Source organism: Chelatococcus reniformis (assembly GCF_014640075.1).
GTDB lineage: Bacteria > Pseudomonadota > Alphaproteobacteria > Rhizobiales > Beijerinckiaceae > Camelimonas > Camelimonas reniformis.
On sequence record NZ_BMGG01000002.1, the window covers coordinates 43,952 to 61,134 of the forward strand.

12 protein-coding genes are annotated in these 17,183 nt (G+C 68.1%); 2 read left to right on the top strand and 10 right to left on the bottom strand.

Annotated features, from left to right (window positions below):
* Positions 1–33: 33 nt before the first annotated feature.
* From IEW34_RS04835 to IEW34_RS04870, 8 genes are read right to left on the bottom strand one after another with little or no spacing between them, the layout of a single operon-like run.
* A complete protein-coding gene (locus tag IEW34_RS04835; RefSeq protein ID WP_188608039.1) occupies positions 34–1,104 on the bottom strand; it encodes a branched-chain amino acid ABC transporter permease in 1,071 nt (356 codons plus the stop codon).
* 2 nt (positions 1,105–1,106) lie between these two features.
* Positions 1,107–1,994, bottom strand: coding sequence for a branched-chain amino acid ABC transporter permease (locus tag IEW34_RS04840; protein ID WP_188608040.1), 888 nt, complete (start codon positions 1,992–1,994; stop codon positions 1,107–1,109).
* Complete coding sequence (locus tag IEW34_RS04845) at positions 1,994–4,015, bottom strand: AMP-dependent synthetase/ligase (protein ID WP_188608041.1); 2,022 nt, start codon at positions 4,013–4,015, stop codon at positions 1,994–1,996. The genes IEW34_RS04840 and IEW34_RS04845 overlap by 1 nt, the downstream gene beginning before the upstream one ends.
* On the bottom strand, positions 4,012–4,827 hold the full coding sequence (locus IEW34_RS04850; RefSeq protein WP_188608042.1) for an ABC transporter ATP-binding protein: 816 nt from the start codon (positions 4,825–4,827) through the stop codon (positions 4,012–4,014). Before IEW34_RS04850 ends, IEW34_RS04845 begins: the two co-directional genes overlap by 4 nt.
* A gap of 9 nt (positions 4,828–4,836) precedes the next feature.
* Complete coding sequence (locus IEW34_RS04855) at positions 4,837–6,441, bottom strand: acyl-CoA carboxylase subunit beta (RefSeq protein ID WP_188608043.1); 1,605 nt, start codon at positions 6,439–6,441, stop codon at positions 4,837–4,839.
* 1 nt (position 6,442) lies between these two features.
* On the bottom strand, positions 6,443–6,955 hold the full coding sequence (locus IEW34_RS04860; protein ID WP_188608044.1) for an acyl-CoA carboxylase biotin carboxyl carrier protein subunit: 513 nt from the start codon (positions 6,953–6,955) through the stop codon (positions 6,443–6,445).
* Positions 6,955–8,442 (bottom strand): acetyl-CoA carboxylase biotin carboxylase subunit, encoded by a 1,488-nt coding sequence (locus IEW34_RS04865; protein WP_188608045.1) that lies wholly within the window; start codon positions 8,440–8,442, stop codon positions 6,955–6,957. The genes IEW34_RS04860 and IEW34_RS04865 overlap by 1 nt, the downstream gene beginning before the upstream one ends.
* A gap of 1 nt (position 8,443) precedes the next feature.
* Positions 8,444–9,076 carry a TetR/AcrR family transcriptional regulator gene (locus IEW34_RS04870; protein WP_188608046.1) on the bottom strand — a complete coding sequence of 211 codons (633 nt, stop codon included), beginning with the start codon at positions 9,074–9,076 and terminating at the stop codon, positions 8,444–8,446.
* A 436-nt stretch (positions 9,077–9,512) separates the two neighbouring features.
* Here IEW34_RS04870 and IEW34_RS04875 point away from each other — a divergent pair, with 436 nt between their 5' ends.
* Together IEW34_RS04875 and IEW34_RS04880 are read left to right on the top strand one after the other, a co-directional pair.
* Complete coding sequence (locus tag IEW34_RS04875; RefSeq protein WP_188608047.1) at positions 9,513–10,496, top strand: helix-turn-helix domain-containing protein; 984 nt, start codon at positions 9,513–9,515, stop codon at positions 10,494–10,496.
* Positions 10,497–10,544: 48 nt separating this feature from the next.
* Entirely contained in the window at positions 10,545–11,021 is a 477-nt protein-coding gene (locus IEW34_RS04880) for a nuclear transport factor 2 family protein (protein ID WP_188608048.1), read from the top strand.
* A gap of 26 nt (positions 11,022–11,047) precedes the next feature.
* Here IEW34_RS04880 and IEW34_RS30275 read toward each other — a convergent pair whose 3' ends face one another.
* Together IEW34_RS30275 and IEW34_RS04895 are read right to left on the bottom strand one after the other, a co-directional pair.
* A complete protein-coding gene (locus tag IEW34_RS30275) occupies positions 11,048–14,956 on the bottom strand; it encodes a hydantoinase B/oxoprolinase family protein (RefSeq protein WP_210324449.1) in 3,909 nt (1,302 codons plus the stop codon).
* Between the two features lie 302 nt (positions 14,957–15,258).
* Positions 15,259–16,878 (bottom strand): ABC transporter substrate-binding protein, encoded by a 1,620-nt coding sequence (locus IEW34_RS04895; protein WP_188608049.1) that lies wholly within the window; start codon positions 16,876–16,878, stop codon positions 15,259–15,261.
* Positions 16,879–17,183 lie beyond the last annotated feature (305 nt).

Here is a 17,183-nt window from a genome sequence, read left to right on the forward strand (position 1 = left end):
CGGCCCCGCGCTTCTTGTGGCGCGGGAGGCCGGTTAGCTGCGGGCGTGGCGGAACGGCCAGACCAGCAGATACTTGCGAGCGTTGTCGTAGAGCTTGGCGAGGCCCAGCGGCTCCGCGATCAGAAATCCCACGATGAGCGCGCCATAGAGCACAAGTGGCAGGTGGGCGCGCAGGTCGCTGCCGATGGGCAGCCCGCTGCTGGCGAGGCTCGCCACCAACGCGCTGAGCGCCAGCGGCGCCAGCAGGATCAACGCTGCGCCCAGGAACGTGCCGAGCACGCTGCCAAGGCCCCCGACGATGACCATGGCGACGAGCTGGACCGACGTCTCCAGGTGGAACTGCTCGGGCGAGACGCTGCGGTAGTAGCAGAACACCAGGATCGCGCCGGCGACGCCGCCGATGAACGAGCTGGTCCAGAACGCCATCAGCTTGTAGCGGAAAGCGCTGATGCCGAGGATCTCGGCCGCATAGTCCTTCTCGCGGATGGCCGCCAGCGCCCGCCCGAAACTGGTCCGCCGCAGGTTGAGCATGAACAGCGTCACCACGATGCAGACCACCAGCGCGATGTAATAGCCGCCGACCGGGCCTTCGACGGGGATGCCGAGGATGCGCGGCGTCGGTGTCGCCACGGTCGCCTGCGTGCCGCCGCTGATGGCCGGGATGTGGCCGATGGCGAAGTCGACGATGTACTGCATGGCCAGCGTGGCGATGGCGAGATAGAGGCCGCGGATGCGCAGCGCCGCCGCGCCGAAGATGACGCCGATGACGGCACTGGCGAGGCCCGCAACGAGGAGGCTCAGCTCGAACGGCAGGCCGGCGCGGGCGGCGTGGGTGGCGCTGTAGGCGCCGATCGCCATGACCGCGGCGTAGCCGAGGTGAATCTGGCCGGCGCCGCCCATCAGCAGGTTGAGGCCCAGCGCCGCGATGGACCAGATCACCCAGGGCAGCAGGTAGCTGGACAGCAGCAGGGGGCTGAGCAGCGCCGGCGCGATCAGGGCCAGCGCCAGGATCAGGCCCATCAGCACGCGCTCGATGCCGAGCGGCCACAGCTGCCGTTCGGCCGGGTAGCTGGTGTAGCGGATGCCGGCCTGGCGGTAGAACATCGCTACACCCGCTCGATGTGTTCGCGGCCGAAGAGGCCCTCGGGCTTCACCAGCAGCGTCGCCAGGATGATGACGCACGCGACGATGTCGCGCGTGCCGCCGCCGACGAGCGGGTCGAAGAGCCCGGACGCGATGGCCTCGGCGACGCCGACGATGAGGCCGGCGACGACGACGCCGACGATGCTGTCGAGGCCGCCGAGGATGGCGATGGCGAGCGCCTTGATCAGAAGCAGCGACAGGGTCCAGTCGACGCCCTGGGAGCCGCCCCAGAGGATGCCGGCGGCGGTGCCGGTGACGGCGGCCAGGCCCCACGCGAAGGCGATGGCCCACTCGACGCGGATGCCGACCGACCACGACGCGGTCTGATCGTCCGAAACCGCGCGCAACATGATGCCTATGCGCGAGTTGAACAGCGCGAGGGTCGCCAGGATGATGATGAGGGCGATGCCCGCCGACACCAGATAGGTGCGGTTGATCAGCATGTCGCCGAGAAACAGAGGCGCGTCCGAGATGCCGAGGTCGAGCCGCTTGACGCCGGAGCCGAGCAGGCCGGGCACCAGGCCGCGCATCAGGATTTCCAGGCCGATCGTCACCATGATGATCATGATCACCGGCTGGCCGATCAGCGGGCGCAAGGTGGTGCGCTCGATGCCGAGGCCGATGGCGAACATCACGACCATGGCGACGAGCGCCCCGAGGATCGGGTGGAGGCCGAGCCAGGCGATGGTGATCCAGCCGAGGTAACCGCCGAGCATGGCGATGGCGCCCTGGGCCAGGTTGGCGAGGCCGGAGGTCCGATACACCAGCACGATGCCGAGCGCTGCCAGCGCATACATCAGCCCGACCAGGGCGCCGTTGATGATCAGTTCGCCGAAGAGCGCGAGATCCATCACCGGCCCTCCATCGCCTGCCGCTGCGCACCGTTGCCGAGGCGAACGGGTATGGCCCGGTCCTCGAATGCCGCATCGGCGACGTCGGCCAGCGCCAGCCTGCGGGCGAAGGCGCCGGTGGTGCCATTCTCGTAGGTGATGGTGATCTCGACGTCGGCGTGCTCGGCCCCCGCATAGAGCGCCGCGATCAGTGGCGCATAGCGCTCCTCCACGACGGTGCGGCGCAGCTTGCGGGTGCGGGTGATCTCGCCGTCGTCGGCATCGAAGTCCTTGTGCAGGTTGACGAAGCGGCGGATGCGAAGGGGCGCCGACAGCTGCCGGTTGATGTCGTCGAGGCTGTTGCGGACGAGCTCGCACACCTGGGGCAGCTGCGACAGCTCGGCGAAGGACGAATAGGCGAGGCCGCGCTGCTCGGCCCAGTGGCCCACCGCCTCCCGATCGATGCAGACGATGGCGGCGAGCCACGGCTTGCCCGCGCCCAGCACCGCCAGATTGCGGATGTAGGGGCTGAACTTGATGCGGTTCTCGAGGTAATTGGGGATGTAGCGATCCCCCGCCGCCGTGTGCACGACTTCGCTCACCCGGCCGTAGACGACGAGCTGTCCATCCGGCTCGATCGCTCCGGCATCTCCGGTGCGCAGCCAGCCGTCGCCGGTGAATGCCTTCGCTGTCGCCGCCGGGTCGTTGAAATAGCCATCGACGGTCGATTGGGAGCGGACGAGGATCTCGCCGTCGTCACCGAGCTTGATCTCGACGCCCGGCAGCGGGCGGCCGACCGTGTCGAGGCGGACGTCGTCTGCGAATTGTATGGCGGTCATGGCGCAGGTCTCGGTCTGGCCGTAGAGCTGGGTGAGCTTGATGCCGAGGGCACGGAAGAACAGGAAGGTGTCCTCCCCCAGCGCCTCGCCGCCGGTGAAGGCGTGCCTGGCGCGCGACAAGCCGAGGTAATCCTTCAGCGGGGCGAAGATGACGGCCTCGCCCACCCGGCGCACGAGTTCGTCGCGCGCCGACGGGGCCTCGCCGGCCAGGCGCCGCCGCTCCATGGCGATGGCCCGCGGCATGAAGAAGTTGAACAGCGCGCGCTTGAGCGGGGTGGAATCGGCGATGCCGACCTGCACCCGCGTCAGCATGGCGTCCCAGGCGCGGGGGGCGGCGAGATACAGCGTGGGCGCCACAGCACGCAAATCCAGCATCGCCGTTTCCTGGCGCTCGGGAATGTTGATGGTGAAGCGCATCACCAGCGCCGCGGCGATGCTCAGCAGGTAGTCGCCGACCCAGGCAATCGGTAGATAGGCGAAGGTGTCCTCGCCGGTGGCGAAGGCTCCGGCGCAGCCCCCGCTCCAGGCGGCGGCCACCGCGTTGCGCTGGCGGATGGCGATGCCCTTGGGCGTTCCCGTCGTGCCGGAGGAATGCATCAGGATGGCGATGTCGTCCGGCCGGCTACGGCCCTCCAGGTCAGCCGCCAGGCCCGGAACTGCGGCCAGCCGGGCGCGTCCCTGCTCGATGAGCTTGGCATACGGGACGAGACCGGCTGCCGTGGACTGTGCGAGCCCCCTGGGGTCGTCGTAAACGATATGCCGTGGCCGGCCGATGGAGCTGCGCAGGTCGAGCAGCTTGTCGACCTGCTCCTGGTCCTCGGCGAAGGCGACGGCCGGCTCGCCGTGGCGAGTGTAGAGCTCCAGCTCGGCCGGCGGTACGTCGGCGAACACCGGGGCGGAGAAGGCGCGCAGCACGTTGGCGGCCAGCATGGCGGCGTAGAGGCTGGCCCTGTTGTCGCCGATGATGGTGACGGCGGTGTCTGGGCCGACGCCCAGCTCCTCCAGCCCCGCGGCCAGCGCCAGCACCTCGCCGTGAAGGTCGTGCCAGCTGCGCTCGCGCCACAGCCCGAGCTCACGCTCGCGGATGGCGGTGGTGCCGCCATGGTCGCGGGCGTTGCGCGCCAGCGCGGCTATGAGCGTCGCTGGCGGACCCGTTCCGGCTGCCTCCGGAGCCACGGCGGCAGGGGTGGCACGGGCGTTCACGACACGGCTCGCAGCTGGCGCCGCGCCGCGCTGTGGCCGAGGTAGGCCTCGATTACCTTGGGCGACGCCATGGCCTCGGCGGGCGGCCCCGCGGCGATGGTCTCACCGTAGTTGAGCACCAGCACGCGGTCGCAGATCGCCATCACCACGTCCATGTGATGCTCGATGACGAGCACGCTGACCCCGCGCTCGTCTCGTGCGTCCAGGATGAAGCGGGCGATATACTCCTTCTCCTCCTGGTTCATGCCGGCCATGGGCTCGTCGAGGATCAGCACGCGCGGCTCGGCGGCGAGGGCGCGGGCCAGCTCGACGCGCTTTTGCAGCCCGAGCGGCACCACCTCGACCGGTTCGTGCCGGATCTCCTGGAGCTGCATGAACTCGATGATTTCCTCGACCACGGTGCGGTGCGCGGTCTCCTCGCGCACCGCCGCCACCCAGTAGAACAGCGTGCCGAGCACGCTCGGATGCATGTGGATGTGGCGGCCGACCAAGATGTTGTCGAGCACGCTCATGCCCTTGAACAGCGCCAGGTTCTGGAACGTGCGGGCGATGCCGCGCCGCGTGATGGCATGGGGCGCAAGGCCGGTGATGTCGTCGCCGAACAGCGCCACGCGGCCCGCATTGGGCGGATAGAAGCCCGTGATGACGTTGACCATGGTGGTCTTGCCGCTGCCGTTCGGGCCGACGAGCCCGAAGATCTCGCCCGGCCGAACCTCCAGGTCGACGCCCTTGAGCGCCTTCAGCCCGCCGAACGAGCGCTCGATGCCGCGGCAGGCGAGGGCGGGAGCGTCCGTTGGGGCGAGGCGCGGCATCTGATCCCCTCACATCCGGAAGACGCCGTAGTGCGGCGGCGGGATCGGGGCGTTGAGCGCGGCGCTCAGCGCCACGGCGAGCGCATTGCGCGTATCGACGGGATCGAGGATGCCGTCGTCCCACAGCTCCGAGGTGGCATAATAGGCGCTCGACTGGCGCTTGTAATCGGTGAGGATAGGGTCGCGGATCGCTGCGATCTCAGCGGCGCTCAGGCTGCGGCCGTCCCGGGCGATCTGGCGCAGCTTGACGTCGGTCAGCACGCCGGCCGCCTGCTCGGCGCCCATGACGGACACCTGCGCCTGGGGCCAGGAGAACATGAAGCGCGGATCGAAGGCGCGCCCCGCCATGCCGTAGGTGCCGGCGCCGTAGGAACCGTTGACCACCACCGTGAACTTGGGCACCGCAGCGCCGGCCACAGCCATGATCATCTTGGCGCCGTCCTTGGTGATGCCGGCGCGTTCGTAGTCGCGGCCCACCATGAAGCCGGTGATGTTCTGCAGGAAGACGAGCGGCGTACGGTTCTTGTCGCAGAGCTGGATGAAATGGGCGCCCTTGAGCGCGCTGTCGTTGAACAGCACGCCATTGTTGGCGAGGATGCCGATCTGGTAGCCGTGCAGGTTGGCGAAGCCGCAGACCAGCGTCTTGCCGTAGTTCGGCTGGTATTCATGAAAGCGGCTGCCGTCGACGATGCGGGCGATGATCTCGCGCATGTCGAACTGGACCCGGGTGTCGCGGGGCAGGATGCCGTAGAGCTCGTCCGGGTCGTAGGCCGGGGGCTCGGGCGTGCTGCGCTCGATCGCCTTGGCCGGCCGCTCGAAGCACCCGACGATCTCGCGCGCCATGGCCAGCGCCTCCAGTTCCGAGGCGGCGGCATAGTCGGCCGTGCCCGAGACCGACGTGTGCATGTCGGCGCCGCCCAGCTCTTCGGCGGAAACGTCTTCGCCGGTGGCGGCCTTCACCAGCGACGGGCCGCCCAGAAAGATGGCGCCGGTGCCACGGGTCATGACGCTGTAGTCGCTGAGTGCCGGCACGTAGGCGCCGCCGGCGGTGCAATGGCCGAGCACCACTGCGACCTGCGGCACGCCCATCTTCGACAGGATCGACTGGTTGCGGAAGATGCGGCCGGCGTAATAGCGGTCGGCGAACAGCTCCGCCTGCAACGGCAGAAAGCCGCCGGCGCTGTCGCAGAGGTGCACCACCGGCAGCCGGTTCTCGATGGCGATGTCGAGCGTGCGGATGATCTTCTTGACGGACAGCGGATACCAGGCGCCGCCCTTCACGCTGGCGTCGTCCGCATGGATGATCACCTCGCGGCCGGCGACGACGCCGATGCCGGAGACCTGGGCGGCGCCGGGGACCTCGCCGTCGTAGGCCATGTTGGCGGCGAGCGTCGACAGCTCCAGGAAGGGCGTCTGCGGGTCGAGCAACTGCTCGAGGCGCTCGCGCACCAGGAGCTTGTTCTGCCGCCGCAGCCGCTCGATGTCGCGGACCGGGCGGGCATGGCGCGCGGCGTGCTGGCGCTCCCTGAGCTCGCCGGCGAGCGCCCGGTTGTGGTCCTGATTGGCGCGGAACTCGTCGCTTCGCGTGTCCAGGAGGCTTCTGATGCGGCGCATCTCAGGCCTCCTCGCCGGCGAGCGTCAGGGTGACCAGGACTGCGTCACGGTCGAAGCTCTGTCCGGCGCGCACACGCACTTCGTCCACCGAACCGGAGGCGGTGGCGCGGATCGTGGTCTCCAGCTTCATGCTCTCGATGACGATCAGCCGATCGCCCGGTTGCACCACCGCTCCCGGATCCACCGCGATCTCGAGCACGGTGCCGGGCATCGGCGCCCGGATCAGCGCGTGCCCGCCCGCTTCCGGCGCGCCGCCGGCCTGGATCGGGTCGTGGAGGCGCACTGCGTGGGCCGCGCCGTCGATGAACACATGGACGGTATCGCCGACGGCGGCGAGGACCACGGGATGGCTTGCGCCGTCGACGACCAGATCGTGATGGTGGCCGCCACGCGGCTCCAGGCGCACGGTGTGGCTGGCGTCGCCGAGGATCAGACGAAACGCGCCCGGCTGCCCGTCGCCAGGCGCCAGCCAGAGGCGATGATCAGCGCCCTCGATGTCGAAACGGTGCCGCATCAGTTCCTCCACCCGCCGATGACGCCGTGGAGGGGCGGCACCGCGTCGGCCGCGTCGGTGACAGTCCGGCTCGCCAGCGCCGCGGCGGCCAGGATGGCGCGCAGTTGTTCGGTGCCGAGCGGCGGCTCCGCGGTCAGCGCGGCGTTGCCATCGAGATAGCCGGTGTGAACGGCGCCGGACCGGAAGCCGGTGTCGGCCAGTACCCGGCCGAGGAAGGTGGCGTTGGTCTCGCAGCCGAGCAGCGCCAGCTGCTTCAGTGCGGCCGCCAGGATGGCGATGGCGCCGTCGCGATCGCCGCCATGGGCGACGACCTTGGCCAGCATAGGGTCGAAGGCGGTGGTGATCGCCTGTCCCTCCATGACGCCGCAGTCGATGCGAAGCCCTTCGGCTTCGGGCAGCGCCAGCACATGGACGCGGCCCGTCGTGGGCGCGAAATCGCGGGCCGGCGCTTCGGCATAGAGACGGAGTTCGATGGCATGGCCGCGCGGCGTGACCTCGTCCTGGCGGAACGGCAACGGCTCGCCGGCGGCGATCCGCAATTGCAGCTCCACCAGATCCAGGCCGGTGACCATTTCGGTCACCGGGTGTTCGACCTGCAGCCGGGTGTTCATCTCCAGGAAGTAGAAATCACCATTGCCCCAGATGAACTCGATGGTGCCGGCGTTGACATAGCCCGCCGTCGCCGCGATGCCGCGCGCCACTTCGCAGATGCTGTGGCGCTGCTCAGCCGATAGGGCCGGCGACGGGCTCTCCTCGATCACTTTCTGGAAGCGCCGCTGCACCGAACATTCGCGTTCATGGAGGTGCACGAGGGAGCCGTGCGCATCGCCCAGCACCTGCACCTCGATGTGCCGGGGTTGCTCGACGTAGCGCTCGACGTAGAGCCTGCCGTCGCCGAAGAAGCGCTGGCCCTCGCTGCGGGCGCGCGCCGCCTCGTCGGCGAGGTTCGCCATGTCGCGCACGATGCGCATGCCCTTGCCGCCGCCGCCGGCCGACGGTTTGATCAAGAGCGGGGCGCCGAGCGCTCGGGCGCGATCCAGGAAGGTTTGGGGGTCGTCGTCCTCGACGGCCGACGGCGCGACCGGAAAGCCGTGCTCGGCGACGAAGCGGCGCGCCCGCACCTTGTCGCCCATCAGCTCCATGGTCTGCGGCGCCGGCCCGACGAAGGTGAGCCCGGCGTCGGCGCAGGCGCGGGCGAAGCCGGCGTTCTCCGACAGGAAGCCGTAGCCCGGATGCACTGCCCCGGCGCCGGCCTGCCGCGCGGCGGCGATGATCTGGGCACCGTCGAGATAGGCGGCGACGGGCGTCGGGCCGTGGATCTCGACCGCCACGTCGGCAGCGGCGACGGCCGGCCCCTCGGCGTCCAGGGCGTGGTACACGACTGCGCCGCGCAGGCCGAGCGCCTTGACCGTGCGCAGGATGCGCAGCGCGATCTCGCCGCGGTTGGCGATCAGCACCGTATCGAAGGGGAAGGCCGGGGCGCCCATGTCAGCCGGCCCTGGCGCCGGCGCGGCGCCTGGCGGGCGGCGCCAGCAGGCCGCGGGTGAGCAGAGCGGTCAGCTCGTCGGTGGTCTCCTCCACGTCGAGCGCGCCGCGGCTGTTCACGAAGCGCCAGGCCCGATGCTCGATGGCGCCGAAGATGATGTCGCGCAGCAGGCGCGGGTTGATGTCGCCGCGCACCGTGCCGGCCGCCACGGCCTGGTCGACGATCTTGATCAGCACCGAGGTGTAGGCCCGGTTCAGCTCCTGGATGGCCGAACCGTGATAATCGCTGGCGACGCGCACCTCCGAAATGAACAGGCGGCACAGGTCGGTATCGGCGACGAACACCGAGAGGTGCCGGCGGATCAGCTCACGCAGCTGGGCCTCGAAGGTGGTCTCGGCCATCACGGACCGCTCGAGATCGACGAGGATGCGCTCATAGAAGACGCGCAGGACGTGGTAAAGCAGATCCCGCTTGTTGCGGAAATAACGGTAGACAAGACCGTCAGATACATCTGCCGCGCGTGCGATATCCGCAATGGAGGATCCCTCGTAGCCCTTTTCGGAGAAGACAGTCTTGGCGGCACGAAGAATCGAGTCGGCTCGATCCTGCATCCGCTTGGCGCTGATTACAGGCATAGCTACCGTCTATTATGGGAATGGACCTGCTTGGCCCGCCGAACGTCCTCCCTCCGCGCGTTGTTTGCCGCGCTAGCCATAGTCATAGTGAATATCATTCATTTAAGCTTGTCAACCGCCGGCGGAGTCCGCGCACCGCATGGCCATCGTGGCGCTCGCGGGTGTTCCGGTCGGCATGGGGTGCCGACATCCCAGTCGCCGCGTCGGTGCTGCTCGACGGCTTGGTGCGCGTCCGGGTTGAGGCGCCTCGCCCCCGTGTCCTTACGCTCGATTTGACATCGGTGCAGCGACGCGCGCAGCCTGGAAAGGCCGCTCCAAGAGGCGGCTTGGCCTGCGAATTGCAGAAGCGGACACGCGTGGCCGCTCGCGTCGCCGGTCGATCCAAAAGAACGAGCAGCCGCGCCTTCGGCGAGGTTCTCCTGGGGTGGACGTTCACATGCAGGCCATACTGACGCGCTCCCTGCCCGCGTTCGATGCGAAGACCGTCGCCGCGGGACAGCGCTTGTCCGCCTGGACGGACAAGCTCAACGAACTGTATTACCCGCTCGACACCGAGAATCCGGGCACCGACTTCTCGATCGGCTATCTCTTCAGCACCGACGTGGGGGGCTTGCGGGTCGGCACCGTCGATTCCGATCCGGTGCTGATCCACCGCCGGCGCACGCATGTGTGCACGCGCGCAAGCGACTACTACCTCATTCCCATGCCGGTCGATGCGCCGCTGAGGCTGCATCAGCGCGGCCGTGAGGCGCTGGTGGTCCCCGCCAGCCTCGGCATCGTCGGGACCAGCGACGTCTACACTTACGAGCAGCGGACGCGTAGCGCCTCCAGCACGCTGCGGATTCCGGGCGCGATGCTGCGCGACCGGGTGCTGGGCATCGACGACTGGACCGCCCGGAGCTTCTCGGCGCGGCAGCCCTCCGTCGCCATGTTTCTCGATTTCGCCCGCTCGTTCTGCCGCCATGGTCCCAAGCTCAGCGGCGAGGAGGGGCTGTCGATGGCCCACCATCTCATGGACCTGCTGACGTTGGCGCTGACCAGCTCGAACGAAATCGGGGAAGGCCAGGAGACTGCGGTGCGCGAGGCGCACCGGCAGCGGGCCTTGCGGGCCATCGAGAACCATTTGGGTGAGTACGACCTCACGCCGTCGCGGGTGGCCGACGTCGTCGGCGTGTCCGAGCGGCATTTGCAACGGATCTTCGCCGAGCGTGGCGAGACGGTGAGCGCCGTCATCCGTCGCCGCCGCGTCGAGGAGGCTTGCAGGCTCCTGGGCAGCGCCAAGGCGCGGGGTCGCTCCATCGCCGCCATCGGCTATCAGGTCGGCTTTGCCGATCCCGCCTATTTCAGCCGCGTGTTCCTCAAGGAGACCGGACAGAGCCCTGCGGCCTACCGCAGCGAGCCTGGCGCGCCCGGTCCCTGATCGGACGGCCGGGGCCGCTCCTCGATGCGCAAATGCGGGAGAACGAGCGTGAACTCAATCGAAGCAAGGCTGGCGGATCTGGAGTCGGCTCAAGCCATTCGGATGCTCAAGCACCGCTATATGTTGGAGTGCGACCACGGTTATCCACCGGCCAATCTGGGGCCGATGTTCACCGACGACGCAGTCTGGGAAAACACCCAGCTGTTCGGTCGCCACGAAGGGCGGACTGCCATCGAGGCGTTCTTCGCCGACGTCTCCGCGCAGATCATGTTCGCAGCGCATCTGGCGCTCAACGACATCATCGAGGTCGACGGCGACACCGCGACGGGGAAATGGCGGATGCTGATGCCCTGCACGATGAATGAAGATGGCAAGCCCGTCAGCCGGTTGATCCTCGGCGACTACGAGGAGCGATATGTCCGGAAGAACGGGGTCTGGCTGTTCCGGAGTATCGACTTCTTCATCAACTTCAATACGCCGATCGCCGAGGGCTGGGCCGGCACGGAGGCCGTGCGGGCCCGCTGAGGCTTCGGGCCGAGGGTTCGCCGCCGCTATCCGGCGGCGATCGATCTGCGCAGGTCCTGGCGCCGTCGGCGTGTCGCCTCCCGGTCGACGGCGAGCGTCTCGTCGGCGACGTCGCCGGTGAACACGACTCCATACACGCTCTCGGCTGCGGCGCGGCTGACCCAGCGCTCGATCACGTCCTCGCGCACCCGTTCCACATCGCGATCGAGCGGGTCGCCGTAGCCGCCACCGCCGTTGTCGACGCCGATGACATGCTCGCCGGGGGCGATTTCGAACATGGCGACGTTGGGCATCCGCTCGCGCCGCCCGTCGGCATGCACCTTGTAGGTCCGGGCGGCCGCGCCGTCGTGGCCGCCGCGCACCCCGCGCGGCGGATTGTGCTGGCCGTCGGAGGGCACCACGATGGTCATCGGCAAGCCCTTGGTGCCGTACATCACTTCGCTGCCCGGCGCGCCGCGCAGGCGTCCGGCGCCCCCGGAGTCGGGCACCAGCCGCTGATAGCGGATGTCGAGCGGGTGCTTGATCTCGTCGAGCTCGATCGAATCCCGGTAGATGAGGCCGCTGCAGCACGGCAACAGGTAGGTCACCCAGCCGTCCGCCTGCGGGCTCGCCGGCCCGCCGTTGGTGCCCAGGAACAGCTGATTGATGTAAGGCGCATCGCCGCACCGGGCGTCGAGGCCCGACACCACGGCGTTCGGCGCCCCGATGGCGTTGCCGCCTTGAGCCAGTCCGAAGCCTTCGCCGAACTCGGCGAAAGCCGATTGCGTGACGTTGATGATGCGGTCGGCCAGGTTGGTCGTCGCCATCGAGCACGAGTGTGGAAACTGCGGGATGCCGACGACGCAGTTCTCGCGCAGCTTGATGTCGATGCGCCGGATGCTGCCGGAGTTCTTGGGCACGTCCCAGTCGACGCAGTTGAACACGCCAGTGAGCGTATTGTTGACTGCGCAGGCCTCGGACTGGTTGAGCCCGCAATCGAGGCAATCGGGATTGTCGCGCAGGTCGATCTCGACGCGTCCCGCTTCAGGATCGGTGGTCACCACCACCTTGACGGGGATGCCGTCCGGAACAGCCGGGGTCGGGTCGTGCGCCGTCGTGTTGACGACGCGCCCTTTCGGCAGCTTGGCCAGGGCCATGCTCATGCGGCGCTCGGAATAGTCGAACCACTGCTCGACGAACTTCTCCACGGCGAGCCGGCCATAGGCGGCGACGAACTCCTTCAGGCGCCGCTCGCCGATGCGGGCCGCGCCGACGCCGGCCAGATAGTCGCCGAACCACTGGTCGGGGATGCGGATGCGCGAGCGGCACATGCGGATCACATCCGCGATGTCGTCGTAGTTCTCCTGCACCTTGACGCAGGGGAAGATCAGCGAGCCTTCCTGGTAGACGTCCTTCGCCTCGGCGAAGTAGGTGGTGGGGATGGAGTTGCCGATGTCGGCCTGATGGGCCTTGGCCGACGTCGTGAACAGGTGGACACCGTCGACGAAGACTGGGACCAGGATCGTGTGGTCGGCCGGGTGCGTGTTGCCGAGGTAGACGTCGTTGTGAAGGTAGGCGTCGCCCTCGCTGGGCACATGGAACTGGCGGATCGAGGCGGCCTGCAGGTGGGCGCCGAAGATGTGCACGGGCAGGCCCTCGGCGACCGAGAGCAGCCGGTTGTCGGCGGTCACGATGGCGTTGGAGAAGTCGCGCGCCTGGTTGATGACGGCGGAGCGGCCGGCCTTCAGCAGCGTGTTCGACATTTCGCGCACGATGCCGTCGAGACGGTTCGCCATCACCGCCAGGGTGATGGCGTCGAGGTCGGAGGAGATCGCCGCCGGCGCCGCGATCACTCCGCCGGCCGCAGCCTGAGCCTGGTCGCCGAAGACATCGATGACGTAGCTGCCCGACGGCGAGACCCGCGCGACGGAGCCGGGATAGACGACCAGCGTCGTCGTCGGTTCCTCGATGACCGCCGGGCCGGCGACGACGGCACCGCGCGGCAGCTCGGTGCCCAGGTGAACCGGCGCCTGGGTGAGGCCGACGCCCGCGAAATAGACCTCCCGGCTGTGCCGAGGCTCGGGGCGGCTTGCGCCCGCGATGTCGACGCGCTCGGGCGGAAGGGTCGGCAGTTCGCCGCTGTAGCGGGCCTTCCAGTTGAGGCATTCGACCGGCTGTCCCGCCTGTTTGACGGCGAAGGCGCGCTCGTGGACTTCGTGAAAGGCTTCCTCCAGCGCCGCGACGTCGGCCGGGCTGTCGAAGCGGCTTTTGGCGAGCGGTACCTCCAGCTCCCACACCTGAAACAAATAGCGCGCCTCGACGAAGAACGAGACTCTGGAGCGATCGACGCCGCGCTGCGCCGCGTTGGCGGCAAAGCGACCCACCTCCGCTTCGATCGCCGACAAGGTTGCGTTGACCTTGTCGTAGTCGAAGGCGTCGGTGCGGGCGACGGCGCTGCCGCCGTGCTCGAACGCGATGTTGGAGTAGTGGGCGCCACAGGCGCTGAGCGCCGCCGCGGTGCGCGGCAGGATGACATGGGCGCAGCCCAGCTTGCGTGCGATCTCAACCGCGTTGAAGCCGCTCGAGCCGCCGCCCGCGACGATGGTGCTGCGCTTGGGATCGTGCCCCTCGTTGACGGTGAGCTCCTGGATGGCTTTGACCATGTGCTCGCCGGCGAGCGACATGATTCCGGCGGCCGTCTCCTCGACGCCTTTGGCCAGCGCCGCCGCCAGCTTGGCGACCGCGGCCGTGGCTGCGGCCATGTCGAGTTGCATGCGGCCGCCGAGGAAATAGTTCGGATCGATATAGCCGAGCACCAGCGCCGCATCGGTCACCGTCGGCTCGGTGCCGCCACGGCCGTAGCAGGCGGGCCCGGGCGCCGATCCCGCCGAGTGAGGGCCGACGCGCAATAGCCCGCCGGAATCGATCCACGCGATCGAGCCGCCGCCGGCCCCGATCGAACGGACGTCCACCGAGGAGAGGCCCAGGCAGTCGCCGGTGAACTGGCCGCCGAGCCATGTCTCGCGGGTGTATTTCACGTCGCCCCCGCGCACGAGCGACACATCGAAGGTGGTGCCGCCGGCGTCGCAGACGATGACGCTGTCGCCCAGCCCTTCAGCCGCAGCATAGGTATAGCCGGCCACCGGCGCCATCGCCGGCCCCGACTTCGTCATGTAGACGGTGCGCTCGACGATGTCGTCGAGGTGCATGACGCCGCCGAACGAGGTCGAGACCAGGAGCTCGCCCTGGTAGCCATCGCCGCGCAGGTCCGTTTCCAGATCGCGCAGGTGACGGCGCATGATCGGCGCCAGCGAGGCGTCGATGGCGGTGGCTGACGCGCGACGGTATTCGCGCAGGATCGGATTGACCTTGTGCGACAGGGAGAAGGGCACGCCCGGCAGCAGCTCCGTCAGGAGTTCGCCGACACGTTGTTCGTGCCGCGGCTCCACGATCGACCACAGGAAGCAGACCGCCACCGCCTCGAACCTGTCCCGCCCCATCTGCTCGATGATCGTGCGTACCGACGCTTCGTCGAGCGGAACGTCCACGGTCCCCTCGGACGTGATGCGCTCCGGCACCTCGAAGGTGTAGCGGCGCGGCACATAGGGCTTGGGGTAATCCGTGTCCCATTTATGCGGGTCGAAGCGGCCGCCCTCCTTGAGCACCAGGATCTCGGGAAACCCTTGCGTTACCAGAAGCGCCGTCTTGGCGGCCTTGCGCTCGACGATGGCGTTCGTCGCCCTGGTGGTGCCGTAGGTGAAAAGCGAGGTGCGGGCCAGCAGATCGGTCCGCGTCAAGCTCAGCGCCCGGGCGGCATCGTCGAGCGACGCCGACAAGCCCTCGTAGGCGCGAGCGGGCGTCGTCAGCGCCTTGCCGATGTGCAACCGGCCACCAGGATCGGCTACGACCACGTCCGTGAAGGTGCCGCCGGTGTCGACGGAAATCCGGTAATTCATGAAGCAGCTCGCATGTGAGTGGGCGGCGCGTGGCCGCGGGCTGCGGCGCGTGGACGGCAGCGCCGGTGACGGGCGACGCGGACTTGCAAACTCGCGGCGCGCTTTAGCTAAACTGCACTGAATGTGCCTGATGGCGACGGCTTGGGTTTCCAAGTCGATGGATGGTCGGGTCAAGCCCGACCATGACGAGTGGGAACGGAAAGCCTTTGTCCTAACGTTATGGCCGGGCTTGATCCGGCATCCATCCGATCAAGGCTCAAATTTCGGTGCGGATATCCTAAAATATTAGATAAAACTCACCACTAGTCGGCGATTTTGATTTCCGATACTTTGTAATACTGGGTGGTGAACCACTTCCAGCCGGAGAGCTTCGCCGACATGGCGTTCACATAGTAGGGCTCGGCGATCCAGCCGATCGCCGCATCCTTGCTGATCTGCTCTTCGGCGGGGGCATGGAAGGCGTTGCGTTGTGCGCTGTCGACGATGGCCGCCCCTTCCGCCAGGATGCGGTCGACCTCGGGGTTGTGGTAGTTCTGGTAGTTCACGGCATTGCCGCTGCCGTAGAGCAGGCCTAGCGAGTAGTTCGGGTCCGGTTGGATCGGGAAATCGATCCAGAGCGCGAAATCAGCGCGCTTCGACTGCACGAGGTCCGACTGGGCGGCGACCGGCATCTTCTGGAGGCCGACGTCGATGTTGAGCGGCGCCAGCACCGATTTGAGAAGAATGGCGATATTCTCTTGCACGGGGTCGCCGGCGCTGAAGGCGAGGGTGGTCTTGAAGCCGTTCGGCGACTTGGACTGCGCCAGAAGCTGCTTTGCCTTCTCGATGTCGAAGCCGTAGCGGCTCATCGCTACGTAACCGGGATAGGTGCTGGGCATCACCCCCTGCCAGGGCTCGGCGAGGCCGCGGTAGATGTCCTTCACGATCTGCTCGCGCGGGATCGCCGTGTTGATGGCCTGGCGGACGAGCGGGTCGTCGAACGGCGGCTTGGTGTTGTTCATGACGGCGTAGATCGATTGATTGCCGCGCACGGCCGCCACCCGCAGGGAGGTATCGGAGGCGAGCGCCATGGCTTCGTCCGGCGACAGGCCCTCGACCAGGTCGACCTTGCCCTGGCGGAGCAGCGCCACGCGGTTGGTGGATTCCGGCACCACCAGGTAGATGATCCGCTTGATCGCCGGGGCGCCCTTCCAGTAGTTGGCGTTCGCCTTCATGACGACGCGCTTGCCGGCCTCCCAGCTGTCGATGACGTAGGGGCCGAAGCCGACGCCCGCGGTCGGCACCCACTTCGTCGCCCAAGGATCGTCCGCTGTCGCGTGCTTCTTGGCTTCGCGGGAGTCGAACCAATACCAGTAGAGATTGGCCAGGATCTTACAGACCAGCGGCATCGGCTTGCCGGACGAGATCTTGACGGTGTGATCGTCGACCTTCGTCCACTGGGCCGGATCATTGGCGTTGGCGGCCGTCTGGAGAAAGGCTCCGATGGCCTTCAACGCCTGGGCGCGCTGTACCCGCCACAGCACGTCGTCGGCGGTGAACTCGTTGCCGGTCGCCGATTTGACGCCCTTGCGCAGATGATAGGTCGCCGACAGCCCGTCCGTTGCGAGCTCGCACGTCTCGACGATGCCCGGTGTCATCGCCTGCTCGGCGAAGTTGGGATAGCTGAAGCCCGGCACCTTGGTCGGGTCGGCGCCCGCCACGCCCTTGTAGGGATAGGGCACAGGCGACCATTCGGCGCCCAGCTCGATCACCTGTCCCGCCATCGACCAGCTCTGCGGCCCGGCCTGCCGGTCGAGATCGATTCCCTGCGGCGTGCCCGGGATCGCGATCACGATGGTGTCCTTGGCGGCGGCGGCGCCGGCACCGGCGGCAAGACCTGCAGCCAGAATGGCGAGGGATAGGAAGGGGGAGCGCTTGGCCATGTCTTGGCGTCCTTTTCCATCTCGCGCCGACGCACAGACGGCCAGCGGCCCGGCGGGGCACCGTTGACGCGCCGCAATCGAGCGGAGCCTGCGACGTGACGGCATGTTTCGGAATTATAGGCAGGCCGCCGCGACAGGCCCGACCAAAACGTTGGACTGGAGCGCCAAGGCATGCCGGTACACGCAAACGATGTCATAACTGCCTGGCGAGAAGGTGGTGCCGCGCCAGCGCATGTCCCGAACCGATGGGTTCGTCCGATCTCGGGGCAGGCGGCGGCTCTCGCGGTCCGCCGCGCTTGTCGGCC